Raw genomic sequence first — 24,426 nt, 5'->3', positions numbered from 1 at the left:
CATCCCGAGCCCCCTCACACCCCCTCCGACCGGCCCTCTTGCCACTCGTGACGCCGAACGCGCAATGTCCCCGTGAGGAGGAGTTCCGGCACCCGCCCGCCTGAACGGCACGGCGTCTCCCTAGACTCTGGATCCATGCGAAGTGAGCCCGTGGTCCAGGTCCAGGCCCTGGTGAAGCGGTACGGCACGAAGACCGCGGTGAACGGCCTCGACCTGGCGGCCCGGGCGGGAGTGACCGCCGTACTCGGCCCCAACGGGGCGGGGAAGACGACCACGGTCGAGACCTGCGAGGGGTACCGGAAGCCGGATTCCGGCACGGTGCGCGTCCTGGGCCTCGACCCGGTACGGCAGTCCGCAGAGCTGCGTCCCCGCATCGGCGTGATGCTCCAGTCGGGGGGTGTGTACTCGGGCGCCAGAGCGGACGAGATGCTGCGCCACGTCGCGAAGCTGCACGCGCACCCGCTGGACGTGGACGCGCTCGTCGAGCGGCTCGGGCTCGGCTCCTGCGGCCGGACCGGCTACCGCCGGCTGTCCGGCGGCCAGCAGCAGCGACTCGCGCTCGCCATGGCCGTCGTCGGGCGCCCGGAGCTGGTGTTCCTGGACGAGCCGACCGCCGGCCTCGACCCCCAGGCCCGCCGGGCCACCTGGGACCTGGTGCGGGACCTGCGCGCCGACGGCGTCTCCGTCATCCTCACCACTCACCACATGGAAGAGGCCGAGCAGCTCGCCGACGACGTCGCGATCATCGACGGCGGCCGGGTCATCGCCCAGGGCTCCCCGGAGGAGCTGTGCAAGGGCGGCGCCGAGAACACCCTGCGCTTCACCGGTCGTCCCGGGCTCGACGTGGCCTCCCTGCTCAAGGCGCTCCCGGCCGACTGCACGGCCGCCGAGCTGACCGCGGGCAGCTACCGGGTCGTCGGCAAGGTCGACCCGCAGCTGCTGGCCACGGTGACCTCGTGGTGCGCCCAGCACGGGGTGATGCCGGACCGGATCTCGGTGGAACGGCACACCCTCGAAGACGTCTTCTTGGAGCTGACCGGCAAGGAGCTGCGCTCATGACGACCGCGACGGGTACCTACACCCCCCAGCCGGGTGCCGCACCGCTCCCCCGCATGATCGCGGCCCAGGCGGCGCTGGAGACGAAGATGCTGCTGCGCAACGGCGAGCAGCTGCTGCTGACGGTCGTGATCCCGACCCTGCTGCTGGTGCTCTTCGGCTCCGTGGACATCGTCGACACCGGCGCCGGCAAGGCGGTCGACTTCCTCGCCCCGGGCATCCTGGCCCTCGCCGTCATGTCGACGGCGTTCACCGGGCAGGCCATCGCGACCGGCTTCGAGCGCCGCTACGGCGTGCTGAAGCGGCTCGCCTCCTCCCCGCTGCCCCGCTGGGGCCTGATGACCGCGAAGACGGCGTCCGTCCTGGTCACGGAGATCCTCCAGGTGGTCCTGCTGACCGTGATCGCCTTCGCGCTTGGCTGGTCCCCGCACGGCAACCCCGCCCCAGTCCTGCTCCTGCTGGTGTTCGGTACGGCCGCCTTCTCCGGCCTCGGCCTGCTGATGGCGGGCACGCTGAAGGCGGAGGCGACGCTGGCCGCCGCGAACCTGGTCTTCCTGCTGCTGCTCGTGGGCGGCGGGGTGATCGTGCCGCTGGAGAAGTTCGGCTCGGCCGGGCAGCACGTGCTCGGGCTGCTGCCCATCTCCGCGCTCTCGGACGGCCTGCGGGACGTGCTCCAGCACGGGGCCGGGATGCCCTGGGGCGACCTGGGCATCCTCGCCGTGTGGGCGGTCGTGGGGCTGGCGGCGGCCGGGAAGTTCTTCCGCTGGGAGTGATCCTCGGGAAAGCTCAGGCCGACCCTCGTGAAAGCGTGCACAAGCGGCGCCCTACGATGGTGCACGTGCCAAAGCTGACCCGCGCCGACGCCGTAGCGGCCCTGCGCAACCCGCTCGCCTCCATCGCCGCACGCTGGACCCCTGACCCCCGGACGGTCCGACGGGCGGCGCTCATCGCGCTCGTCATGTCGGTGGTCATCGTGGTCACCGGCGGTGCCGTCCGCCTCACCGGATCGGGCCTCGGCTGCCCGACCTGGCCGACCTGCACCGACGACTCGCTCACCACCACCCGGGCCATGGGCTTCCACGGAGCCATCGAGTTCGGCAACCGCATGCTGACGTACGTGCTGTGCGCGGCCATCGGCTGGGCGATCATCGCCGCACGCTCCCAGAAGCCCTGGCGACGCGACCTGACCCGACTGGGCTGGGCGCAGTTCTGGGTGGTCATGGGCAACGCGGTGCTCGGCGGGATCGTGGTCCTGGTGGGCCTGAACCCGTACACGGTCGCCGCGCACTTCCTGCTCTCCTCGGGGCTCATCGCCGTCGCCACGGTGATGTGGCAGCGCACCCGCGAGGGCGACGGGGCGCCGCGTCCGCTGGTCGGCAAGGCCGTGCAGCAGCTGGTGTGGTTCCTGGTGGCCGCGTCCGTCCTGCTCATCGCGGTCGGCACGGTGGTGACCGGCGCCGGCCCGCACGCGGGTGACTCCCAGGAGGTCGACCGGATCCAGATCGACTGGGACACGGTCACCAAGCTGCACGCCGTGCTCGCCTGGATCGTGGTGACCCTCACCTTCGCCCTGTGGTTCGTCCTCAAGGCCGTCGACGCCCCCAAGGGCCCCCTCGACCGCACCCGTGAGCTGTTCCTGATCCTGCTGGCGCAGGGCGCCATCGGCTACGTCCAGTACCTCACGCACCTGCCGGAGGTCCTCGTCGGCTTCCACATGTTCGGCTCGTGCCTGGTCTGGATCGGTGTCCTGCGCGTCCTGCTGTCGCTGCGGGAACGCCCCGAGACGACGGCCGGTCTGCCCGCTCAGTCGTACGACGCGGTGAGCGCGTCGATCGCCGGGCCCAGGTAGTCCCGGGTCAGCCGGGCTCGACGTGCCGTCCACTCCTCGGTGGGCGGCACGGAGTCGCCGTAGCGGCGTCGGCGGATGTCCTCGACGACCTCGGCAGGTGCGCCCAGGCCGGGCAGCAGGTCCAGGGCCTCGCGCTTGGAGATCATCCGCCCGTCGCGCGCGGTCACGGTGGCGCGGGCAAAAGTGATCATCCCCAGGTCGACCCACACGTCCCGAGTCCACAGCGGTGCGTTGTCGACGGCGGACCTCCAGAAGTCCCGCTGGTCGCGTACGACGAAGTCGCCGAGTTCCCGGTCCGGCACCGGCGCCAGCAGCCCGGCGGGCACGCGCCCGTGCAGCACCCTCCCGAAGGCGTGCAGCTCACGCCGGGTCACCGGGGTGACCGTCCGCTTGAACAGCTCCTCGTGCGCCCACGTCAGATGGCGGCGGGCGGCGTCGTCCACGGTGTCCGGGGCCAGATAGGTGCAGTGCAGCTTGGCGGCGAGGGGCTGGGCACGTATGCGGGCATGTACGAGGGCTACCTTCCACACGACGCGCGGTGTCACGGAGCCAGGCAGCACCGTGATCAGATCCAGGTCGCTGCGGCCCTCCTGGTAGTCGCCCCCGGCGAGCGAGCCGTGCGCCCAGACGGCGACGGGCTTCAATGCCGTCAGTTCACGCAGGAAGCGGGCCAGTAACGTCTCGGTCTCCATCCGGTCAGTCTGTCCGGCTCACCCCAGCCCGTACACCCGTCGCGCGTTGTCCGCCGCGATCAGCCGGGCCACCCGCTGGGCGTCTCCCAGGGACCAGGCGCCCTCGGCCACCCAGGTGCCCAGCACCCGGCCCAGCGCCTCGCGGAACAGGCGGGCCCCGACGACGTGCAGCTCGGGCAGGCCGTGGGCGCCGCTGGAGAAGAGGATCTTGCCGAAGGGGGCCAGCTCCAGGATCTCGGCGAGCACCGTGGCCGCACGGGCACCGGTACGGACGAGGGCCGCGCCGGAGTCGGCGTACACATGCGGGAAGACACCGGCCAGGTGGGCGGCATGCCGGTGGTACGGGTATCCGTGCAACAGGATCAGGTCCGTGCCCAGCCCGGCCGTGGCCCGGACGAAGTCGGTGAGCAGCACGGGGTCCGTACGGTCGATGCGCGCGCCCGGCTCGCCGAGCCCGGCGTGCAGCTGGAGGGGCCGTCCGGAGGCGACCGCGATCCACAGCAGGTGCCGGAGCAGCACCGGGTCGGTCAGCTCGCCGCCGACCGGCCGCCCGGCCAGCCAGCGGCCCGCCGCGCCCCGTACCTCGCCCGGCCCCGGCGGCTCGGGGGCCACGGCCAGGCCGTGCCTGAGCCCCGCGACGGAGGTGAAGGCGACCGCTTCGGCGGCCGCGCCGTGGACCGATTCGGCGAGGTTGGCGAGAAAGGACTCGACGGTTCCGGAGGTGTCGGCGACCTGTTCGGCGAGGAGTTCGAGACGGACGATCTCGCGGGCCTCGGCATTGCCCGCGGAGGCCATCTCGGTGGGGCCGGTGAGGTCGCCGGGCAGGCCGGTGTCGACCAGGTAGGTGGTGATGCCGCTGCCCCGCAGCAGTCTGCGGCCCGTCTCCAGGACACCGAGTTCGCGGCGCCGGGCGAGATACCGGGCGGGCGGGCAGTGCGGTTCCAGGCCGAGCAGGGGCGGGCACCAGCGCCTTACGGCGAAACCCGTCTGTGTGTCGAAGAGGGTGGTGCCCGGTGCGGGCGGTCCCTCGGTGCGGGCGAGCTGGGCCTCGAAGGTGCCGAGGCCCAGTTCGGTGCGCAGTACGCCGTGGCAGTACTGGTCCACGAGGGACGGCGTTTCGATCATTCCGGCTCCCCGTGGGACGCGTGGGCGCTGCGCTTGCTCACAGGTCCTAACGGGTGAACCGGGTTCGAGGTCGCGGTCCGGCTCGGTGGGGTGCGGGTTGTTCGGCGAGCACCGGCCGTCCGGGGTTGCTCGCGCACGCGCTGCCGAGCCGCGTACCGGTCCGGCCCCGCGCCCCTACGGGCCTGCTCAGCCGCCGAGCTGAATGCCGGCCATGCGCTTCCACTCGTACGGGCCCGTCCGGACCTTCGCCGCGAACTCGCCGTCGAAGGACTCGTGGACGGTGATGCCCGCCTTCTCCACGGCCTGCCGGGCGATCTCGGTGCTGGGTGCCACCAGGTCACCCCAGCCGCCGTCCTCGCCCACGAGCACGATCCGGGCGCCGCGTTCGCCGATGTGGGCCACCTGGCCCTCGGCACCGCCGTGCGCCTTGGAGAAGGAGCTGATCTGCTTCGCGAGCCGCGCCGCCTTGCGCTCGGCCTTCGGGTCAACCTGCTGCGTGTCTGCCATGACCAGGATGCTACTCACGGGTAGATCGGCTGGCGAGAGCAGGGCCCTGTGACGTACGTCAGCGCAGGAACGGGTCGACCGCGACCGCGACGAACAGGATCGACACGTAGGTGATCGACCAGTGGAACAGCCGCATCTCCTTCAGCTTCACGCCCGTCACCTCGGCCTTCGCCCGGTTCTGCAGCCCGTGCGCCTCCCACAGCCAGAAGCCGCCGGCCGCGAGCGCGACCAGGGTGTAGAACCAGCCGGTGTAGCCGAGCGGGGTCAGCAGGAGGGAGACGGCGACCATCACCCAGCTGTAGATGACGATCTGCCGGGCGACCACCTTGTTGGAGGCGATGACCGGGAGCATCGGCACGCCCACGCGCGCGTAGTCCTCCCTGACCTTCATGGACAGCGGCCAGTAGTGCGGCGGCGTCCAGAAGAACATGACGAGGAAAAGGATGACCGGCGCCCAGGACATCGAGTTGGTGACGGAGGACCAGCCGATCAGCACCGGCAGGCAGCCGGCGATGCCGCCCCACACGATGTTCTGCGAGGTGCGCCGCTTGAGGATCATCGTGTAGACGACGACGTAGAAGAGGAGCGCTCCGAGTGACAGCCAGGCGCTCAGCCAGTTGACGGTCAACCCGAACAGCAGTGTCGAGACGACCGCGAGGGTGATGCCGAAGACCAGGCACTCGAGCGGGCTGACCATGCCGGTCACCAGCGGGCGCTGCGAGGTGCGGTCCATCAGGGCGTCGATGTCCCGGTCGATGTACATGTTCAGCGCGTTGGCGCCGCCCGCGGAGAGGTAGCCGCCGACGCAGGTGAGCAGGACCAGCTTGAGGTCGGGCACACCCTGCTGCGCCAGGAACATCACCGGAACGGTGGTGATGAGCAGCAGCTCGATGATCCGCGGCTTCGTCAGCGCCACGAACGCCTTGACACGGGCCCCGAACGGCCGGTGAACCGGGCTTTGGCTCGTCCCGAGCGCACCCGCTGGACGGGATTCGACGGCCGTCACGCACACCCCTGACAGAGACATCCCAGCAAGCCTCCCCGTGTGAAGTGCGGGTAAAGGCTCGCGCGTACCACGCCACTTTAGACGTTGCCCATACCTCGGCCTTCGCGGGGGTGGGGTCGTGTTGGCGGGCAGCGCATCAGAGGGGTTGTGGGGCTCGATTGAGCAGTCAGATGAGCGGCTCCGTATTCATGTGCCGAATGCGTCCTAGGCCAGTCGGGAGGCGGATCTCCGATAGTCCCGGCAGTCTGGAATCACTCGAAAAAATGCACGTCCTTACGGGGGTAGGCTCAACAACGGCCGGTGGGCAGAAGTGCACCGGCGGCCGGGTGGGGGCATGCCCCGAAGACCGGCGCCCGACATGTGGAGAGGAGCCCTGACCCAGGGTGAGCACCAAGCCGACCACCACAGACCTTGAGTGGACCGAGCTGGACCAGCGGGCTGTGGACACCGCCCGCGTCCTGGCCGCCGACGCCGTACAGAAGGTCGGCAACGGCCATCCCGGTACGGCGATGAGCCTGGCTCCGGCCGCGTACACCCTCTTCCAGAAGGTGATGCGGCACGACCCCGCCGACCCGGAGTGGGTCGCCCGCGACCGCTTCGTGCTGTCCGCCGGCCACTCGTCCCTGACCCTCTACACGCAGCTCTACCTGGCCGGCTTCGGCCTGGAGCTGGAGGACCTGGAGGCCTTCCGCACGTGGGGTTCGAAGACCCCCGGCCACCCTGAGTACGGCCACACCAAGGGCGTCGAGACGACGACGGGCCCGCTCGGCCAGGGTGTCGCCAACGCGGTGGGCATGGCCATGGCCGCCCGCTACGAGCGCGGTCTGTTCGACCCGGACGCCCCGCGGGGCGAGTCGCCCTTCGACCACTTCGTCTACTGCATCGCCGGTGACGGCTGTCTGCAGGAGGGCATCTCCGCCGAGGCGTCCTCGCTCGCCGGCCACCAGGAGCTGGGCAACCTGATCCTGCTGTGGGACGACAACCACATCTCGATCGAGGGCGACACCGAGACCGCCGTCTCCGAGGACACCGTCAAGCGGTACGAGGCGTACGGCTGGCACGTGCAGCGGATCGCCCCGAAGCCGGACGGCGACCTGGACCCGCACGCCATCTACAACGCGATCGAGGCCGCGAAGAAGGTCACGGACAAGCCGTCCTTCATCGCGATGCGCTCGATCATCGCCTGGCCGGCCCCGAACGCGCAGAACACCGAGGCCGCGCACGGCTCGGCGCTGGGCGACGAGGAGGTCGCGGCCACCAAGCGCGTCCTCGGTCTCGACCCGGAGAAGTCCTTCGAGGTCTCCGGCGAGGTGCTGGACCACACCCGCCGGGCGCTCGACCGGGGCCGCCAGGCCAAGGCGGAGTGGGAGAAGTCCTTCCAGGAGTGGCAGGGCGCCAACGCCGAGCGTGCGGCCGAGTTCGACCGCATCAGCAAGGGCGAGCTGCCCACCGGCTGGGAGGAGAAGCTCCCGGTCTTCGAGACGGGCAAGGGCATCGCGACGCGTGCCGCGTCCGGCAAGGTGCTGCAGGCGCTCGGCGCGGTGGTCCCCGAGCTGTGGGGCGGCTCCGCCGACCTCGCCGGCTCGAACAACACCACCATCGACAAGGACAGCTCCTTCCTGCCGGCGGACAACCCGCTACCGGAGGCGGACCCGTACGGCCGGACCATCCACTTCGGCATCCGCGAGCACTCCATGGCCGCGGAGATGAACGGCATCACCCTGCACGGCAACACCCGCGTCTACGGCGGTACGTTCCTCGTCTTCTCCGACTACATGCGCAACGCGGTGCGCCTGTCGGCCCTGATGCACCTGCCGGTGACGTACGTGTGGACGCACGACTCCATCGGCCTCGGCGAGGACGGCCCGACGCACCAGCCGGTCGAGCACCTGGCCTCGCTGCGCGCGATCCCCGGTCTGAACGTCGTCCGCCCGGCGGACGCCAACGAGACCGCGATCGCCTGGCGCGAGATCATGCGCCGCTACACCAAGGAGTTCGGCAAGGGCGCCCCGCACGGCCTCGCGCTGACCCGCCAGGGCGTGCCGGTGTACGAGTCCAACGACGAGGCCGCGCGCGGTGGTTACGTCCTCTTCGAGGCTGACGGCGGCGAGCCGCAGGTCATCCTCATCGCCACCGGTTCCGAGGTGCACGTGGCCGTCGAGGCGCGCGAGCAGCTGCAGGCCGACGGGGTGCCGACGCGGGTCGTTTCGATGCCTTCGGTGGAGTGGTTCGAGGAGCAGGACCAGACCTACCGGGACTCCGTGCTGCCGCCGTCCGTGAAGGCTCGTGTCTCGGTCGAGGCGGGCATCGGCCTCACCTGGCACAAGTACGTCGGGGACGCCGGTCGCATCGTTTCCCTGGAGCACTTCGGTGCTTCCGCCGACGGCAAGGTCCTCTTCCGCGAGTTCGGCTTCACTGCCGAGAACGTGGCCGCCCAGGCCCGGGAATCCCTCGCCGCCGCCCAGCGCTGACGCTCACATACGACACGTAGGAGATGTAATTCCATGACAGACGCACTCAAGCGCCTCTCCGAGGAAGGCGTCGCGATCTGGCTGGACGACCTGTCGCGCAAGCGGATCACGTCCGGCAACCTCGCCGAACTGATCGACCAGCAGCACGTCGTGGGCGTCACCACCAACCCGACGATCTTCCAGAAGGCGATCAGCAGCGGCGACGGCTACGAGCAGCAGCTGTCCGACCTCGCCGCCCGCAAGGTCACGGTCGAAGAGGCCATCCGCATGATCACCACGGCGGACGTCCGCGACGCCGCCGACATCCTGCGTCCCGTCTACGACGCCACCGGCGGCCAGGACGGCCGAGTCTCCATCGAGGTCGACCCGCGCCTGGCCCACCACACCCGGGCGACGGTCGCCGAGGCCAAGCAGCTGGCGTGGCTGGTCGACCGCCCGAACACGCTGATCAAGATCCCGGCCACTCAGGCGGGTCTGCCGGCGATCGCGGAGACGATCGGCCACGGCATCAGCGTCAACGTCACGCTGATCTTCTCCCTCGAGCGCTACCGCGCGGTCATGGACGCCTACCTCACGGGTCTGGAGAAGGCCAAGGAGCGCGGCCTGGACATCTCGCTGATCCACTCCGTGGCGTCGTTCTTCGTGTCCCGCGTGGACACCGAGATCGACAAGCGTCTGGACGCCCTGGGCACCGACGAGGCCAAGGCACTGCGCGGCAAGGCCGCCCTCGCCAACGCGCGGCTCGCCTACCAGGCCTACGAGGAGGTCTTCTCCTCCGACCGCTGGCACGCGCTGGAGAAGGCGGGCGCCAACAAGCAGCGTCCGCTGTGGGCCTCGACCGGTGTGAAGGACCCGGCGTACAAGGACACCCTGTACGTCGACGACCTGGTCGCGCCGAACACGGTCAACACCATGCCGGAGGCCACCCTGGAAGCCACCGACGACCACGGCCAGATCACCGGCGACACCATCCGCGGCACCTACGAGCAGGCCCGCGCCGAGCTCGACGCGGTCGAGAAGCTCGGGATCTCGTACGACGACGTGGTCCAGGTGCTGGAGGACGAGGGCGTCGAGAAGTTCGAGGCGTCCTGGAACGACCTGCTGAAGTCGACCGAGGCGGAGCTACAGCGCCTCGCCCCCTCGGAGGGCTGATTTGTCACCCCTTGCTGGTTCCGGAGCGAACCCGCTTCGTGACCCCGCGGACCGACGGCTCCCGCGTATCGCGGGGCCGTCGGGCCTGGTCATCTTCGGCGTCACGGGCGACCTGTCACGCAAGAAGCTGATGCCCGCGGTCTACGACCTCGCCAACCGGGGTCTGCTGCCGCCGGGCTTCTCCCTGGTGGGCTTCGCCCGCCGCGACTGGGAACACGAGGACTTCGCCGAGGTCGTGCACGACGCGGTCAAGGAGCACTCGCGCACGCCGTTCCGCGAGGAGGTCTGGCAGCAGCTCATCCAGGGGATGCGCTTCGTCCAGGGCACCTTCGACGACGACGACGCCTTCGAGCGGCTGCGCGCCACCATCGAGGAGCTGGACAAGGCACAGGGCACGGGCGGCAACTTCGCCTTCTACCTGTCCGTGCCGCCGCGCTCCTTCCCGGTGGTCATCCAGCAGCTGAAGAAGCACGGGCTGGCCGACCAGACCGGCGGTTCCTGGCGCCGGGCCGTCATCGAGAAGCCGTTCGGCCACGACCTGGAGTCGGCCGAGCAGCTGAACAAGGTCGTGCACGAGGTGTTCGAGCCGGACCAGGTGTTCCGGATCGACCACTACCTCGGCAAGGAGACCGTCCAGAACATCCTGGCGCTGCGCTTCGCCAACACGATGTTCGAGCCGATCTGGAACCGGTCCTTCGTGGACCATGTGCAGATCACCATGGCCGAGGACATCGGCATCGGCGGCCGCGCCGGCTACTACGACGGCATCGGCGCCGCCCGTGACGTCATCCAGAACCACCTGCTCCAGCTCATGGCCCTCACGGCCATGGAGGAGCCGGCCTCCTTCGGCGCGGACGCGCTGGCCGCCGAGAAGGAGAAGGTGCTCGGCGCCGTCCGGCTGCCCAGGGATCTGGGCCGCAGCACCGTGCGCGGCCAGTACGCGGCCGGTTGGCAGGGCGGCGAGAAGGTCATCGGCTACCTCGAAGAGGACGGCATCGACCAGAAGTCGAAGACCGACACCTACGCGGCCGTGAAGCTGGAGATCGACAACCGCCGCTGGGCGGGCGTCCCCTTCTACCTGCGCACCGGCAAGCGGCTCGGCCGCCGCGTCACCGAGATCGCCGTCGTCTTCCAGCGGGCTCCGCACTCCCCCTTCGACCACACGGCGACGGAGGAGCTGGGGCAGAACGCGATCGTCATCCGCGTCCAGCCGGACGAGGGCATCACGGTCCGCTTCGGCTCCAAGGTGCCGGGCACCTCGATGGAGATCCGGGACGTGTCCATGGACTTCGCCTACGGCGAGTCCTTCACGGAGTCCAGCCCGGAGGCCTACGAGCGCCTGATCCTGGACGTGCTGCTGGGTGACGCCAACCTCTTCCCGCGCACGGAGGAGGTCGAGCTGTCCTGGAAGATCCTCGACCCGATCGAGCAGTACTGGGACAAGCACGGCAAGCCGGCGCAGTACAAGTCGGGCACCTGGGGTCCCGCCGAGGCGGACGAGATGCTCGCACGAGACGGACGGAGCTGGCGCCGGCCATGAAGATAGACCTGACCGGCACCACCGCCGGCGAGATCAACAAGGCGCTCGTGCAGGGCCGCCGCGCCATCGGCACCCCCGCCGTCGGCATGGTCCTCACCCTCGTCCTCGTCACCGACGAGGAGAACGCCTACGACGCCCTCAAGTCCGCCAACGACGCGTCGCGCGAGCACCCCTCGCGCACGCTGGTGGTCATCAAGCGTGTCTCCCGCTCCCCGCGCGACCGCACGTCCTCGCGGCTGGACGCCGAGGTGCGGGTGGGCGCGGACGCGGGCACCGGCGAGACGGTGGTGCTGCGGCTGTACGGCGAGGTCTCCGAGCACGCCGACTCGGTCGTGCTGCCGCTGCTGCTGCCGGACGCCCCGGTCGTCGTCTGGTGGCCGGTGAACGCCCCGCTGGACCCGGCCAAGGATCCCCTCGGCGCGCTCGCCCAGCGCCGGGTCACCGACACCTACGCCGCCGAGCAGCCGGTACGGGAGCTGTCCGCCCGTGCCGAGGCCTACACGCCCGGCGACACCGACCTGTCCTGGACCCGGATCACGCCGTGGCGCTCGATGCTGGCGGCGGCCCTGGACCAGGTGGTCTGCGAGGTGAAGGCCGTCGAGGTGGAGGGCGAGGAGTTCAACCCGAGCTGCGAGCTGCTGGCGATGTGGCTCGCGGACCGCCTCGACGTCCCCGTCAAGCGCTCGCTGTCCGCGGGCCCGGGCCTGACCGGCGTCCGCATGGACACCAGCTGCGGCCCCATCGTGCTGGACCGGGCGGACGGTGCACTGGCCACCCTCGCCATCGAGGGCCAGCCGGCCCGCGCGGTGGCGCTCAAGCGGCGGGACACCGCCGAGCTGATCGCGGAGGAGCTGCGCCGGCTCGACCCGGACGACACCTACGCGTCGGCGCTGCGCTACGGCGTGGAGCGGCTGAACTCGGGGGCCGAGGCCGCCGCGCCGGAACCGGTGGCGGAAGCCGGGGCGGAGGCCGCCAAGGCTCCTGCCAAGAAGGCGGCCGCCAAGAAGGCCCCGGCGAAGAAGGCGGCGACGAAGTGAGCACTCCGCAGCTGGTCGTGCACCACGACAAGGACCTGATGGCGCAGGCCGCCGCGGCCCGTCTGATCACGAAGATCGTGGACGCGCAGGCCTCCCGGGGCCACGCGTCCGTGGTCCTCACGGGCGGCCGCAACGGCAACGGCCTGCTGGCCGCGCTGGCGGCGGCCCCGGCTCGGGACGCCATCGACTGGAGCCGCCTCGACCTGTGGTGGGGCGACGAGCGTTACCTGCCCGAGGGCGACCCGGAACGGAACGTCACGCAGGCCCGCGAGGCCCTGCTGGACGCCGTACCGGTGGACCCGGAGCGCGTGCACGCCATGCCCGCCTCCGACGGCCCGTACGGCGCGGACGTGGAGGCGGCGGCGGAGGCCTACGCGGCCGAGCTGGCCAAGGCGGCCGGGCCGGAGAACCACGGCGCGGTCCCCTCCTTCGACGTCCTGATGCTGGGCGTCGGCCCGGACACCCACGTGGCCTCGCTCTTCCCGGAGCTGCCCGCGGTCCGGGAGACGGAGCGCACGGTGGTCGGCGTGCACGGTGCCCCCAAGCCCCCGCCGACCCGGGTCTCGCTGACCCTGCCTGCGATCCGCTCGGCCCGCGAGGTCTGGCTGCTCGCGGCCGGCGAGGACAAGGCCCAGGCCGTGGCCATCGCCCTGTCGGGCGCGGGCGAGGTCCAGGCCCCGGCGGCGGGTGCGTACGGTCGCTCCCGGACCCTGTGGCTCCTGGACGCCGCGGCGGCCTCCCAGCTGCCTCGGTCCCTGTATCCGCCGGCCTCGCCGTAAGTGCCGGTGACCGTCCCAGGGGGCTCCGCCCCCTGGACCCCGGGCCTGTGCCCACCCTCCGACTACTTCACCGACCCCGCCATCACCCCCTGCACGAAGTGCCGCTGGAAGGCGAAGAACACCGCCACCGGCACGATCAGGGACAGGAAGGCGCCCGGCGCCAGGACGTCGATGTTGCTGCCGAACTGGCGGATCTGGGACTGGAGTTCCACGGTCAGCGGCTGGGACGAGCTGTCGGCGAAGAGCAGGGCGACCAGCATGTCGTTCCAGACCCACAGGAACTGGAAGATGGCGAGCGAAGCGATCGCGGGCCGGCCCACCGGAAGGACCAGGCGCGTGAAGATGCGCCACTCGTTGCCGCCGTCCATCCGCGCCGCCTCCAGCATCTCCTTCGGCATCTCCGCGAAGTAGTTCCGCAGGAGGAACACCGCGAAGGGGAGGCCGTAGGCCACGTGGAAGAGGACGACGCCGGGAATCGTGCCGAACAGGCCCAGTTGGCCGAAGAGTTTGGCCACCGGCAGCAGGCCGATCTGCACCGGCACCACCAACAGGGCCACCACCAGCAGGAAGAGCGGCTCGCGGCCCGGGAAGTCCAGCCAGGCGAAGGCGTATCCGGCGAGCGCCGCGATGACCACGACGAGCGTCGTGGCCGGCACCGAGATCAGGACCGTGTTCCAGAAGGCCTGCGTCATGCCGGCGTTCTTCAGCAGCGCCGAGTAGTTGTCGAAGGACAACTGGCCGGGGCTCGCCAGCGCCGTCCACCAGCCGCCCTTCGCCGTGTCCGAGGCCGACCGCAAGGACGACACGAACAGCCCCGCCAGCGGCGTCAGCCAGACCAGGCCGATCACCACGAGGAAGGCCTGCACGAGCCCATTGCCCAGGCCACGCCTGACCGCGTTCATCGCTGGCTCCTTCGGAAACGGCGGACGTTGAAGACCATCGCGGGGATCACGAGGAGCAGGAGCAGCACGCCGAGAGCGCTGCCCAGGCCCTGGTTGTTGCCACCGCCGAAGGACACCAGCCACATCTGGGTGGCGAGGACGGTGGCGTCCTCCTGCACGGGGCCCGGCGCGATGATGTAGACGAGGTCGAAGACCTTCATCACGTTGATCACGAGGGTCACGAAGACCACGGTCAACACGGGGGCGAGCAGCGGGACGGTGATCCTGCGGAAGATCTGCCACTCGTTCGCGCCGTCCATCCGCGCGGCCTCCAGCGAGTCCCGCGGGAGGGCGGACAGACCCGCGCCGATCAGCACCATCGCGAAGCCCGTCCAGATCCACAGGTACGCGCCGATGATCGCCGGTGTGACGAGCGTCGGGCCGAGCCAGGAGACTCCCTGGTAGGGCGGCGCGAAGTTCGACGCGGGCAGTTTCACCGTGTAGGAGCCCTCCCGGAGCCCGGCGAAGCGGAAGGAGCCGTCGGACGCGGACGTCGTGCTCGCGACCGTCCTTCCGTCGCGCAGCGCCTCGACCGTCATGCCGGGCAGGCCGCTCTCCTTCGGGTCGACCCTGCCCTGCTTCCCTCCCCCGCCGGGCGTGAAGTCCAGGTAGACGACACCGCGCAGTTCGTCGGCGGCGGCCTTACGGGCCGCGGCAGGGTAGGCGGGCGAAGCAGCCTTCGGCAGGTCCTCGGGCAGCACGCCCACCAGGCCGAGGGACACCGAGCGGCCCGGGGACAGGTCCGCGTTCGTCAGGTACGAGCCGTCCCGGCCGGGGGTGAGCCCCTGCCCGTCACGTGCCCGTGCCGCCGGATACGACGAGGTCCCCTTGAAGGCGTCGTGGACGGAGACCACGGCCGCGTTGAGGACGCCCTTGTCCGGGTCCTCGTCGTAGGCGAGCCGGAAGATGATGCCGGCGGCGAGGAAGGACACCGCCATCGGCAGGAACAGCAGGAGCTTGAAGGCGGTGGCCCAGCGGACCTTCTCGACCAGGACGGCGAGGATCAGGCCCAGTCCGGTGAGCAGGGTGGGGGCTACGACCACCCAGATCGTGGTGTTGCGGACGGCCTTCAGGGTCGTCGGGTCGCGGAACATCTCGGCGTAGTTGTCGCCGCCCACGAAGCGGGTGCCGGAGGCGTCGAAGAAGCTGCGGCCGACGGAGAACAGCACGGGGTAGACGACGAGCGCTCCGAGCAGGAGCAGGGCGGGGAAGACGAAGAGCAGGGCGACGGTCCGGGCGCGCCGCCGGCCGCGGCGCCCGCGGGCCGCGCCGGCGGCCCGCGGGTTCGCCTGTTGCTCGGCGAGTGTGGTGACGGTCATTTTTCCGCTCAGCCCTGGTAGGCCTTGGCCGCCGCGGACTCCAGCTTCGCCGCGGTCCCCTTCGGGTCGGAGGGGTCGCGCAGGAAGTCCTGGAGCAGCTTCCACTCGCCCGTGCCCTTGGTGCCGCCGAAGGACGCCGGTGCCTGGTCGGACATGTCGAAGCGGACCGAGTCCCCGGCCGAGACGAGGGACTCGGCGGTGGCCCGGGTGACGTCGTCGCCGTAGGAGGCGAGGTCGAGCTTCTTGTTCGGGGACAGGAAGCCGCCCGCCTTCGCCCACACGGCCGCCGCCTCCGGTGTGGCCAGGTACTCCAGGAGCTTCATGCCGGCCTTGGCGTTCTTGCCGTCCTTGAGGACGACGGCCGCGTCGCCGCCGCTGACCACGGGTGCGGTGCCGCCGCCGACCGCGGGGAACGGGAAGAAGTTCGCGTCCTTGCCGATGGTCTTCTGGAACTGGTCGTGGGCGACGCCGGCGACGAAGTCGCCCTCGAAGACCATGCCGGCCTCGGGCTTGGGCCCGAACACCTTCTCCACCGAGCCCGGGAAGTCGGTGTTCAGCGCTTCCTTCTGGCCGCCCGCGACGAGCTGCTTGTCCTTGAAGAGCTTGCCGAGCGTGGTGAGCGCCTGGACCACGCTCGGGTCGGTCCACTTCAGCCGGTGGGTGGCGAGGGCGTCGTACTTCTCGGGTCCGGCCTGGGAGAGGTAGATGTTCTCGAACCAGTCGGTGAGGGTCCAGCCGTCCTGTCCGGCGACGGCGAAGGCCGCGAGCCCGGAGTCGGAGACGGTGTGCCCGGCCTTGAGCATCTCGTCGTAGGTCTTCGGCGGCTTGACGCCGGCCTGGGCGAGGGCGTCGGGGCTGTACCAGACGGTCGACTTGTGGGCCGCCTTGAAGTAGAGGCCGTAGAGGGTGCCGTCGACGCTGCCGTACTTCTTCCAGACCGGGGCGTAGCCGGCGTCCACCGACTGTCGGGTCGTGGCCGACAGCGGCTTGAGCCAGCCCTGCTTCGCGAACTGCTGGAGCACGCCGACCTGCGGGACCATCACCACGTCGGGCGCGTTGCCGCCCTCGATCTTGCTGCCGACGACGGTGGAGACGTTGTCGCCGGTGGAGACGAACTGCGTCTTGGCGCCGGTCTTCGCGGTGAACGCGTCCAGCACCTTCTGGAAGTTCTTCTGCTCGGTCCCGGACCAGACGCCGGCCACGGTGACGGTCTGGCCGCTGAGCGCCTTGTCACCACCGCCGGCGGTCACCGGACCGCCGCCGCAGGCGGTTGCGCCGAGGGCCAGGGCGAGGGCGGTGCAGCTCGTGAGCAGGGTCGTACGGCGTCGCATCATCTTTGATGTCCCTTCAGGGGATGGGAGTTGACGGAAATCAGAGGGTGGTGTCGCTCAGCCACCAGGCCGCCGTCGAACCGGGCAGCACCCCGACCGGACAGGGGCCGCTGGACAGCAGGGGGGTGCCGGAGGCCGGCGCGGGCGTGGGCGACGTACCGAAGTTGACGGCGCAGACGAGGCCGTCGCCGCGGACGAAGGCGAGGACGCCGGGCGGGGTGTCCAGCCAGCGCAGCGTGCCCTCGCCCAACTGGGGCAGCGAGGAGCGCAGTTGCAGGCCGTCGCGGTACAGGTGCCAGAAGGAGCGGGTGTCGGCGAGGGCGCGGTCGGTGGCGTACTCGGCGAAGTACGGGGGCTGCGGCAGCCAGGGCTTGGCACCCTCGGCTCCGGAGGTGAAGCCGAACGGGGAGGCCTGCCCGGACCAGGGCAGGGGCACCCGGCAGCCGTCGCGTATGCGGGCGCGGCTTCCGGTGCGCCGGAAGATCGGGTCGGTGAGTACGTCGTCGGGCAGGTCGACGACCTCGGGCAGGCCCAGTTCCTCGCCCTGGTAGATGTACGCGGCTCCGGGCAGCGCCAGCATCAGCAGCGCGGCGGCGCGGGCGCGGGCGGCTCCGAGACCGCTGCCCTCGGTGGCGGGCTCGCCGTAGCGGGTGACGGTGCGGACCTGGTCGTGGTTGTTGAGCACCCAGGTGACCGTCGAGCCCGTGCCGGCTATGTCCTGCATGGCCTCGGAGATGACCTTGCGGAAGGCGTCGGCGTCCCAGGCGGCGCCGAGCAGGTCGAAGAAGAAGGCCTGGTGGAGTTCGTCGGGGCGGACGTACTCGGCGTGTTCGCGGGCCGTGGGGACGGACACCTCGCCGACGAGGAGACGCTCCCGGCCGTCGCGGGCGGCGCACTCCTCGCACAGGGAGCGCCAGCGCCGCCACACGTCGTGCACCTCGGGCTGGTTCCAGGCGAGCGGGTTGACCGAGTCGCGGGTGCGGGCGTCGGCCTCCGGGTCGTCGGAGTCGGGCAGTTCGGGGTGCTTGTACAGGCCGGCGGCGACGTCGATACGGAAGCCGTCGACACCCCGGTCCAGCCAGAAGCGCAGGATGCGGTCGAACTCGGCGGGGATGTCGGGGTTGCGCCAGTTCCAGTCGGGCTGCTCCGGCGTGAACATGTGCAGGTACCACTGGCCGGGGCGGCCGTCCGCCTCCGTGACCCGGGTCCAGGCCGGGCCGCCGAACATGGCGTGCCAGTTGTTGGGCGGCTCGCTGCCGTCCGGGCCGCGGCCGTCGGCGAAGTGGAAGCGGGCGCGGGCGGGGCTGCCGGGCTCGGCGCCGAGGGCCTCGCGGAACCACGGGTGCTCGCTGGAGCAGTGGTTGGGGACGATGTCCAGGAGCACTCGGATCCCGAGCCGCCGGGCGGCTGCCATCAGCAGGTCGAACTCGGCGAGGTCGCCGAAGAGCGGGTCGACACCGCGGTAGTCGGCGACGTCGTAGCCGTGGTCGTGCTGGGGCGAGGGGTAGAAGGGGCTCAGCCAGATGCCGTCGACGCCGAGCTTCTTCAGGTAGGGCAGTCCGGCGCGGACCCCGGCCAGATCACCGATGCCGTCACCGGTGCTGTCCAGAAAGCTGCGGACATACACCTGGTAGATCACGGCGTCGCGCCACCAGTGGTACTTACTCAACATGCATGCATGTTAGGTAGGCGTGTCGCGAGGGTGTCAATGAAAAGAACGGAAGCTACCGCTGAGTTGGGGTGTGAAATGCGGATCTATCCGGACACTTTGAAGCAAGATGAGATGTCCGCGTTACCTAACAAGTAACTAGCGACTGGAGACGGCCGCCAGCTCGCGCGCCAGTCGCCGTACCGCCGCCGCGGGCGTCTCGTGCCCGGTCAGGGCGTCGCGCACCACCGCCTGCACCACCAGACTGACCTGGTCGTAGTGGGGGCTCTTGGGGCGCGGGGCGGCCGTGAGCACGGCGGCGCGCAGGGTCGGCAGATAGGGGAACCGCCGTACGAGTGCGGGATCTTCGTAGAGCGCGGCCCGCACGGGCGGCAGCGCGCCCCGCGTGAGCACCTGCCGCTGCACGCTCCCACTCGTCAGGTACGCGATGAGCCGCGCGGCCGAATCGGGGTGCCGGGCGCGTGTGTTGACGGCCAGGTTGGAGCCGCCGAGGACACTCGTCCCCGGCCCGTCCGGCCCTGGCAGCGGTACGGCGCCGATCCGGCCGGCGACCTCGGAGCCCCTGGCCGAGGCCACGGCGTAGGCGTAGGGCCAGTTGCGCAGGAACAGCAGATGGCCGTCCTGGAAGGCCTGTTTGGACTCCTCCTCCTTGTACGTCAGCGCCGCCTTGGGGATCCAGCCCTCGCGCAGGCCGCGGGCGAGGAAGCCGATGCCCTCGCGGGCGGCGTCCGAGTCGACGGTGACGCGCGCGCCCTCGTCGCCGAGGATGGTGCCGCCCGCCGAGTACACGGCCTCGGCCGCGTTGACGGTCAGACCCTCGTACGGCAGGAGCTGCCCCGCGTAGCCGTCCAGGCCGTATCTGGGCGCGATCGTCTTCGCGTCGCGCTCCAGCTCGGCCCAGGTGCGCGGCGGTGGCACGCCCTCCTTGGCGAGGACGTCCTTGCGGTAGAGCAGCAGTCCGGCATTGGTGACGTACGGCACGGCGTACAGCCGCCCGTCGTAGGTGGCGGTGTCCACGACCGGCGGCAGGAAGGTCTTCAGCGGGAAGCGTTCGCGAGGCAGCGGGCGGATCCAGCCGGCCGCCGCGAACTCCGGGGTCCAGTTGACGTCGATGTTGAGGACGTCGAACCGGCTCCGGTCGCCGCCGCGCAGGTCGGTGGTCATCTGCGCATGGGTCTCGTCGGCGGAGTCCGGCAGCTCGACGAGGGTGACCTTCTCGGCGGGATGCGTACGATTCCAGCCCTCGAGGAGCGGTCCGAGGTAACCGGTGAGGTCACCGGCGGTGGCCAACGTGAGCGGCCCTCTCTGCCCGCCGCCCTCGTCCGCGTGCGCGCCGGAGGCCACGTACCCGGTGAGAACCACGGCGAGAACCAGGAGCCCCCTACCGGCGGCGCGCATCCACCGCATAGGTTCCTCCCTGAACACGTACACCCGGCCACGGGCTTCTTCGCCCGGGGACAGAGGCCATGTATACCTGTTAGGTATGGGCGATACTAGGGCCTGGAGCACATTGAGCAGACAGGAGGACAGCACGAGTGCGCCTGCCCCTCCTGGCACTCCTCGCGCGCGGCCCGGCCCACGGCTACGAGCTGAAGCAGGACCTTGAGCAACTGCTGGGCTCCGCGTACCCTCAGCCGAACGTCGGCCAGATCTACGTGACCCTCGGCCGCCTCGAGAAGTCGGGACTGATCGAGGGCGAGGACGTCGAGCAGTCCAGCCGACCCAACAAGAAGGTCTACCACCTCACCGACGCCGGGCGCGAGGCGCTGCACGCCTGGTTCGAGGAGACCGAGGACGAGCCGCGGGTACGGGACGAGTTCTTCATGAAGCTGGCGCTCGCCCCGCAGACCGGTCTCGCCGAGCAGATAGCCCTCATCAACAGACAGCGGCGCCAGTACCTCAACACCATGCGCAACCTGTCGAAGCTGGCCGCCGCCGAGAACCGGGACAACCGAATCGCCCATCTGCTCATCGAGGGCGCGATGCTGCACCTGCAGGCCGACCTCGACTGGCTGGAGCGGTGCCAGGAGGAACTGGAGGAGCTGGAGTGAGTGACGGCCACCCTCCTGTGCTGTGCGCCGAGGGTCTGGTGAAGACCCACCACGGCGAGGGCGCGCCCGCGCACGCCGTCCGCGGGGTCGACCTGAGCGTGGCCCGGGGCGAGTTCGTGGCGATCACGGGACCGTCCGGAGCGGGCAAGTCCACGCTGCTGCACCTGCTCGGCGGGCTCCAGCGGCCGGACGAGGGCAGCATCCGGCTCGACGGCCGGTGCACGGACTCCTTCAGCGAGGCGCGCTGGGCGGTGGAGCGCAGGAAGGCCATCGGCATCGTCTTCCAGTTCTTCAACCTGGTGTCCAGCCTGTCGGTCGCCGACAACGTCGAGCTGCCCGCCCTGCTCGCCGGTGTCCCGCCGAAGCGGGCCCGGGCCGAGCGCGAGACGCTCCTTTCCGAGCTGGGCCTTCAGGGCAAGGAGCGCAGCATGCCGGGCGAGCTGTCCGGCGGCGAACAGCAGCGGGTCGCGCTCGCCCGCGCCCTGGTCAACCATCCGCCGCTGCTGCTGGCCGACGAGCCCGCCGGCAGCCTCGACAGCAAGGGCACCCGCGAGGTGATGCGGCTGCTGTCCCGCTTCCACGGGCGCGGGCAGAGCATCGTACTTGTCACCCACGACGCCCGGCTGGCCAGCGCCGCCGACCGGGTGATCAGCTTCTTCGACGGCCGCATAGCCGACGACGCCGCACTGGACGGCACCCCGTCCCGCAAGCCCGGGACATCGGGTGTGCTGGAGCTGAGGGACTGATGGCGCGGCGACTGCCCGGAACCGGGGACTGAGCCGTGCGCGCCACCCTCCGCTGGGCCCACTCCGATCTGCGCACGCACCGCGGCGAGGCGCTGTTCATCACGCTCGCCACCGCCGGCATCGTCGCCTCGCTGCTGCTGGCCGCCGCCCTCTTCGGCTACGCCACCAACCCCTGGCAGCGGACCTTCACCCAAGCACGCGGGGCCCATGTGTGGATCCACACGGCCGCCTCCGCCGACGCCCGCCGGCTCGCCCGGCTGGACGGCGTCGAGTCCGTCGCCGGCCCCTACCGGACCGAGTCCGCCACCGTCGCCTCGCGCGGCACCCGCGCCGCCGTGGAACTGCGCGGCACCCCGCGCCCGCCCTCCGTCGGCCGCCCCCTGCTCACCGCCGGCCACTGGCTGGACGCGGCGGAGCCGGACGGCGTGGTCCTGGAGAGCGGCCTGGCCCGGGCCCTGCTGGCCGAGCCGGGCGACACCCTCACCCTGCCCGGTACCGCCCGCACCCTGACCGTCGAGGGCATCGCCGACAGCGCCGAGCCCGGCTACAGCCCGGGCGCGCAGCCGGGTCTGGTCTGGGCGCTGCCGTCCACCGTGCGCGCCCCCGGCGGCCAGGTGACCGGGCTGCGCCTGAAGGACCCGGGCGACACGGACTACGCGGTGCAGCGTGCCGTGACCGCGCTGGGCGCGGGCGCGGTCGGCGAGGTCTCCACCTGGCAGCAGGCGCGGGCCGAGGCACAGGGCGAGAACCGGCTCCTCGGGCAGGTGCTCGGGCTGTTCGGGCTCGGCGCCCTGGTCGCCGCCGGATTCGCCGTGCACGGGGCGATCAGCACCCGCATCCGGGGTCATCTGCGGGACATCTCGGTGCTGAAGGCGATCGGCTTCACGCCCGGCCAGGTCGTGCGGATCTTCCTGCTCCAGCACCTGGCGTACGCCGCGCTGGGCGCGGTGGCCGTGGCCGCGCTCACCGAGGGTCTGGGCAACCGGATCCCGGGACGGCTCGGTGACGCGGTGGGCGTGTGGCAGGGGCTGCCGGGGCACACCCTGGCGCTGTCCGCCGTACCCGTGGCCGCGGTGCTGTTCATCGGCCTGACGACGGGCCTCGCGGCCTGGCGGGCGGGCCGGGTGCCGCCGGTGCCGGTGCCGCGCCCGTCGGCTCCGGCGGGCGGCCGGCTGACCGGCCTGGCCCGCGGCGCCCTGGGGCTGCGGCTGCCGGCCGCGCTGGTCCTGGGCTGCCACAAGGCGCTCGCGGGACGCGGCCGGTCGCTGGCCGGGGTGGCCCGGCTGACGCTGCCGCTGCTGCTGATCGTGGTGGCGCTCAGCGCGTGGACCACCATCGACCGGTTCCACAGCAGCCCGGAACAGGTGGGCCTGCCGGCGGCGCTCACGGTCCGCTCGGACGGTGGCATGAGCGGCCCGGGCGTACGGGCCCTGCTGGCGGCGGACCCCCGGGTCACCGCCGCCTACCCGGGCGTCGAGGTGGCCGCGCTGGTCCCCGGTCAGACCGGCACGATCGCGCTGCGCGGGCTCGGCACCCGCGCCCAGCCGTACCCCTACACCCTCGCCGAGGGCCGGGCCGCGCACGGACCGGACGAGGCGGTGGCCGGCCAGGGCCTGCTGGACCTGCTGCACGTACGAGTCGGGGACTGGGTGCGGATGACGGTGGGCGAACAGCCGCAGATCCTGCACATCGTGGGCCGCAGCATCGAACCGCAGAACGCCGGCCGGGTCGTGACGACCTCCCTGGACACCCTGCGCGAGAACGACCCGCAGCTGTCCCCGGCCTTCTACCAGCTGCGGCTGAGCCCCGGCGCCGACCCGCAGGAGGTCGCCTCCGCGCTGTCCGCGGCCGGCCGCGGACACCTGGACGTGCACACCGTGACCAATCCGGCCGACGGGCTGTCCCCGCTGCGCGCGGTCGTCGCGGGGCTGGTCGCCGTGCTGGCTCTCATCGGGCTCGTCGAGCTGCTCACCGCGATCGGCGGGAGCGTCCGGGAGGGCGAGCGGGACATGCTGGCGCTCCGGGCGATCGGCATGTCCCCCCGGCAGATCACCGCGATCACCGTGACGGCGACGACCTGTACGGCCCTGGCCGCGGTCCTCGTCGGCACGGCCCTCGGGCTCCCGCTGGCGCACCGGCTGATCGACGCCCAGGGCAGCTCCAGCGGCATCGGCGCCGGTATCGCCCGGTCGCCCTCGCCCGGCCTGCTGTTCCTGCTGGGCGCAGGCGCCGTGCTCGGGGCGGCCGCCCTCGCCGCCCTGCCCGCCGCCCGGGCGGCACGCCGACGGCTGGCGGACACCCTGAGCGCGGTGGCCTGACTCCAGCCCGCCACGGCCGCCGCGAGCGCGGGCGGTCAGCTCCGGCCGCGCAGCTCCCGGTACTTGGCGACGAGCGCCTTCGTCGAGGCGTCCAGACCCGGAACCTCGGCGCCCTCGGTGAGAGCCGGTTCGACCCGCTTGGCGAGGACCTTGCCCAGCTCGACGCCCCACTGGTCGAAGGAGTCGATGTTCCACACGGCGCCCTGCACGAACACCTTGTGCTCGTAGAGCGCGACCAGCTGACCGAGCACGGACGGGGTCAGCTCGCGCGCCAGGATCGTGGTCGTCGGCCGGTTGCCCGGGAAGGTCTTGTGCGGGACCAGCTCCTCGGGCACGCCCTCCGCGCGGACCTCCTCGGCCGTCTTGCCGAAGGCGAGGGCCTGGGTCTGGGCGAAGAAGTTGGCCATCAGCAGGTCGTGCTGCGCCCTGAGGTCACCGCTCAGCTCGGCGACCGGCTCGGCGAAGCCGATGAAGTCCGCGGGGATGAGCTTGGTGCCCTGGTGGATGAGCTGGTAGTAGGCGTGCTGTCCGTTGGTGCCGGGCGTGCCCCAGACGACCGGCCCGGTCTGCCACTCGACCTGCTTGCCGTCCCGCGCCACGTACTTGCCGTTGGACTCCATGTCCAGCTGCTGGAGATAGGCCGTGAACTTGGACAGGTAGTGGCTGTACGGCAGTACCGCGTGCGACTGGGCGTCGTGGAAGTTGCCGTACCAGATGCCCAACAGGCCCAGGAGCAGCGGCACGTTGGACTCGGCGGGCGCGGTGCGGAAGTGCTCGTCGACCAGGTGGAACCCGTCGAGCATCTCCCGGAAGCGGTCCGGGCCGATGGCGATCATC

The 24,426-nt window shown here is 71.2% G+C and carries 20 protein-coding genes and 1 pseudogene; 11 read left to right on the top strand and 10 right to left on the bottom strand.

Features of this window, described 5'->3' with window-relative positions; translation table 11 throughout:
* The first annotated feature begins 135 nt into the window (after nucleotides 1–135).
* The 3 genes from ABZ471_RS20325 to ABZ471_RS20315 are packed head-to-tail and all read left to right on the top strand — an operon-like array spanning nucleotide 136 to nucleotide 2,905.
* Complete coding sequence (locus tag ABZ471_RS20325; protein WP_359068164.1) at nucleotides 136–1,059, top strand: ABC transporter ATP-binding protein; 924 nt, start codon at nucleotides 136–138, stop codon at nucleotides 1,057–1,059.
* Nucleotides 1,056–1,829: an ABC transporter permease gene (locus ABZ471_RS20320; protein ID WP_359068163.1), complete on the top strand. Its 774-nt coding sequence runs from the start codon at nucleotides 1,056–1,058 to the stop codon at nucleotides 1,827–1,829. Before ABZ471_RS20325 ends, ABZ471_RS20320 begins: the two co-directional genes overlap by 4 nt.
* 56 nt (nucleotides 1,830–1,885) lie before the next feature.
* Nucleotides 1,886–2,905, top strand: coding sequence for a COX15/CtaA family protein (locus ABZ471_RS20315; protein ID WP_359068162.1), 1,020 nt, complete (start codon nucleotides 1,886–1,888; stop codon nucleotides 2,903–2,905).
* On the opposite strand, the gene ABZ471_RS20310 is transcribed toward ABZ471_RS20315, so the two are convergent.
* From ABZ471_RS20310 to ABZ471_RS20295, 4 genes are all read right to left on the bottom strand, one after another.
* On the bottom strand, nucleotides 2,860–3,597 hold the full coding sequence (locus tag ABZ471_RS20310) for a nucleotidyltransferase domain-containing protein (RefSeq protein ID WP_359068161.1): 738 nt from the start codon (nucleotides 3,595–3,597) through the stop codon (nucleotides 2,860–2,862). The two genes, ABZ471_RS20315 and ABZ471_RS20310, sit on opposite strands and share 46 nt — an antisense overlap.
* A gap of 18 nt (nucleotides 3,598–3,615) precedes the next feature.
* Complete coding sequence (locus ABZ471_RS20305; protein WP_359068160.1) at nucleotides 3,616–4,722, bottom strand: amidohydrolase family protein; 1,107 nt, start codon at nucleotides 4,720–4,722, stop codon at nucleotides 3,616–3,618.
* 186 nt (nucleotides 4,723–4,908) lie between these two features.
* A complete protein-coding gene (locus ABZ471_RS20300; protein WP_359068159.1) occupies nucleotides 4,909–5,229 on the bottom strand; it encodes a hypothetical protein in 321 nt (106 codons plus the stop codon).
* 58 nt (nucleotides 5,230–5,287) lie between these two features.
* Nucleotides 5,288–6,241 carry a heme o synthase gene (locus ABZ471_RS20295; RefSeq protein ID WP_359068239.1) on the bottom strand — a complete coding sequence of 318 codons (954 nt, stop codon included), beginning with the start codon at nucleotides 6,239–6,241 and terminating at the stop codon, nucleotides 5,288–5,290.
* A 377-nt stretch (nucleotides 6,242–6,618) separates the two neighbouring features.
* On the opposite strand from ABZ471_RS20295, the gene tkt reads away from it, so the two are divergent.
* The 5 genes from tkt to pgl are packed head-to-tail and all read left to right on the top strand — an operon-like array spanning nucleotide 6,619 to nucleotide 13,214.
* Complete coding sequence (gene tkt, locus ABZ471_RS20290) at nucleotides 6,619–8,706, top strand: transketolase (RefSeq protein WP_359068158.1); 2,088 nt, start codon at nucleotides 6,619–6,621, stop codon at nucleotides 8,704–8,706.
* 33 nt (nucleotides 8,707–8,739) lie between these two features.
* Nucleotides 8,740–9,858: a transaldolase gene (gene tal, locus ABZ471_RS20285; protein WP_359068157.1), complete on the top strand. Its 1,119-nt coding sequence runs from the start codon at nucleotides 8,740–8,742 to the stop codon at nucleotides 9,856–9,858.
* A 1-nt stretch (nucleotide 9,859) separates the two neighbouring features.
* Complete coding sequence (gene zwf / locus ABZ471_RS20280) at nucleotides 9,860–11,398, top strand: glucose-6-phosphate dehydrogenase (RefSeq protein ID WP_359068156.1); 1,539 nt, start codon at nucleotides 9,860–9,862, stop codon at nucleotides 11,396–11,398.
* A complete protein-coding gene (gene opcA / locus ABZ471_RS20275) occupies nucleotides 11,395–12,435 on the top strand; it encodes a glucose-6-phosphate dehydrogenase assembly protein OpcA (RefSeq protein ID WP_359068155.1) in 1,041 nt (346 codons plus the stop codon). The genes zwf and opcA overlap by 4 nt, the downstream gene beginning before the upstream one ends.
* A complete protein-coding gene (gene pgl, locus ABZ471_RS20270; RefSeq protein ID WP_359068154.1) occupies nucleotides 12,432–13,214 on the top strand; it encodes a 6-phosphogluconolactonase in 783 nt (260 codons plus the stop codon). Before opcA ends, pgl begins: the two co-directional genes overlap by 4 nt.
* Nucleotides 13,215–13,276: 62 nt before the next feature.
* Here pgl and ABZ471_RS20265 read toward each other — a convergent pair whose 3' ends face one another.
* From ABZ471_RS20265 to ABZ471_RS20245, 5 genes are all read right to left on the bottom strand, one after another.
* The gene (locus ABZ471_RS20265; protein ID WP_359068153.1) at nucleotides 13,277–14,116 is read right to left on the bottom strand and encodes a carbohydrate ABC transporter permease; all 840 of its coding nucleotides are present in this window, start codon (nucleotides 14,114–14,116) and stop codon (nucleotides 13,277–13,279) included.
* Nucleotides 14,113–15,474 carry an ABC transporter permease subunit gene (locus ABZ471_RS20260; RefSeq protein ID WP_359068152.1) on the bottom strand — a complete coding sequence of 454 codons (1,362 nt, stop codon included), beginning with the start codon at nucleotides 15,472–15,474 and terminating at the stop codon, nucleotides 14,113–14,115. Before ABZ471_RS20260 ends, ABZ471_RS20265 begins: the two co-directional genes overlap by 4 nt.
* Nucleotides 15,475–15,482: 8 nt before the next feature.
* The gene (locus ABZ471_RS20255; protein ID WP_359068151.1) at nucleotides 15,483–16,808 is read right to left on the bottom strand and encodes an ABC transporter substrate-binding protein; all 1,326 of its coding nucleotides are present in this window, start codon (nucleotides 16,806–16,808) and stop codon (nucleotides 15,483–15,485) included.
* A gap of 37 nt (nucleotides 16,809–16,845) precedes the next feature.
* On the bottom strand, nucleotides 16,846–18,477 hold the full coding sequence (locus tag ABZ471_RS20250) for an alpha-amylase family glycosyl hydrolase (RefSeq protein WP_359068150.1): 1,632 nt from the start codon (nucleotides 18,475–18,477) through the stop codon (nucleotides 16,846–16,848).
* Nucleotides 18,478–18,612: 135 nt separating this feature from the next.
* The gene (locus ABZ471_RS20245) at nucleotides 18,613–19,881 is read right to left on the bottom strand and encodes an ABC transporter substrate-binding protein (RefSeq protein WP_359068149.1); all 1,269 of its coding nucleotides are present in this window, start codon (nucleotides 19,879–19,881) and stop codon (nucleotides 18,613–18,615) included.
* Between the two features lie 128 nt (nucleotides 19,882–20,009).
* Here ABZ471_RS20245 and ABZ471_RS20240 point away from each other — a divergent pair, with 128 nt between their 5' ends.
* From ABZ471_RS20240 to ABZ471_RS20230, 3 genes are read left to right on the top strand one after another with little or no spacing between them, the layout of a single operon-like run.
* Complete coding sequence (locus ABZ471_RS20240; RefSeq protein ID WP_359068148.1) at nucleotides 20,010–20,525, top strand: PadR family transcriptional regulator; 516 nt, start codon at nucleotides 20,010–20,012, stop codon at nucleotides 20,523–20,525.
* Nucleotides 20,522–21,271, top strand: a complete 750-nt coding sequence (locus ABZ471_RS20235) for an ABC transporter ATP-binding protein (protein ID WP_359068147.1) — start codon at nucleotides 20,522–20,524, stop codon at nucleotides 21,269–21,271. Before ABZ471_RS20240 ends, ABZ471_RS20235 begins: the two co-directional genes overlap by 4 nt.
* A 35-nt stretch (nucleotides 21,272–21,306) precedes the next feature.
* Nucleotides 21,307–23,589, top strand: coding sequence for an FtsX-like permease family protein (locus ABZ471_RS20230; protein WP_359068146.1), 2,283 nt, complete (start codon nucleotides 21,307–21,309; stop codon nucleotides 23,587–23,589).
* A gap of 35 nt (nucleotides 23,590–23,624) precedes the next feature.
* On the opposite strand, the pseudogene ABZ471_RS20225 reads toward ABZ471_RS20230, so the two are convergent.
* A pseudogene (locus tag ABZ471_RS20225) lies at nucleotides 23,625–24,426 on the bottom strand (glucose-6-phosphate isomerase); the annotation flags it as partial.

This window comes from Streptomyces sp. NPDC005728, assembly GCF_040630895.1.
GTDB lineage: Bacteria > Actinomycetota > Actinomycetes > Streptomycetales > Streptomycetaceae > Streptomyces.
The sequence above is the reverse complement of the archived record's forward strand: the minus strand, read 5'-3'. Positions and strand labels throughout refer to the sequence as shown.

Bases quoted from the DNA above. Each gene is read 5' to 3' on its own strand.
- ABZ471_RS20250 (WP_359068150.1), bottom strand. From the start codon at position 18,477: ATGTTGAGTAAGTACCACTGGTGGCGCGACGCCGTGATCTACCAGGTG.
- opcA (WP_359068155.1), top strand. From the start codon at position 11,395: ATGAAGATAGACCTGACCGGCACCACCGCCGGCGAGATCAACAAGGCG.
- ABZ471_RS20310 (WP_359068161.1), bottom strand. From the start codon at position 3,597: ATGGAGACCGAGACGTTACTGGCCCGCTTCCTGCGTGAACTGACGGCA.
- ABZ471_RS20320 (WP_359068163.1), top strand. From the start codon at position 1,056: ATGACGACCGCGACGGGTACCTACACCCCCCAGCCGGGTGCCGCACCG.
- ABZ471_RS20305 (WP_359068160.1), bottom strand. From the start codon at position 4,722: ATGATCGAAACGCCGTCCCTCGTGGACCAGTACTGCCACGGCGTACTG.
- ABZ471_RS20260 (WP_359068152.1), bottom strand. From the start codon at position 15,474: ATGACCGTCACCACACTCGCCGAGCAACAGGCGAACCCGCGGGCCGCC.
- ABZ471_RS20300 (WP_359068159.1), bottom strand. From the start codon at position 5,229: ATGGCAGACACGCAGCAGGTTGACCCGAAGGCCGAGCGCAAGGCGGCG.
- ABZ471_RS20265 (WP_359068153.1), bottom strand. From the start codon at position 14,116: ATGAACGCGGTCAGGCGTGGCCTGGGCAATGGGCTCGTGCAGGCCTTC.
- ABZ471_RS20245 (WP_359068149.1), bottom strand. From the start codon at position 19,881: ATGCGGTGGATGCGCGCCGCCGGTAGGGGGCTCCTGGTTCTCGCCGTG.
- ABZ471_RS20255 (WP_359068151.1), bottom strand. From the start codon at position 16,808: ATGATGCGACGCCGTACGACCCTGCTCACGAGCTGCACCGCCCTCGCC.
- tal (WP_359068157.1), top strand. From the start codon at position 8,740: ATGACAGACGCACTCAAGCGCCTCTCCGAGGAAGGCGTCGCGATCTGG.
- ABZ471_RS20315 (WP_359068162.1), top strand. From the start codon at position 1,886: ATGGTGCACGTGCCAAAGCTGACCCGCGCCGACGCCGTAGCGGCCCTG.
- ABZ471_RS20325 (WP_359068164.1), top strand. From the start codon at position 136: ATGCGAAGTGAGCCCGTGGTCCAGGTCCAGGCCCTGGTGAAGCGGTAC.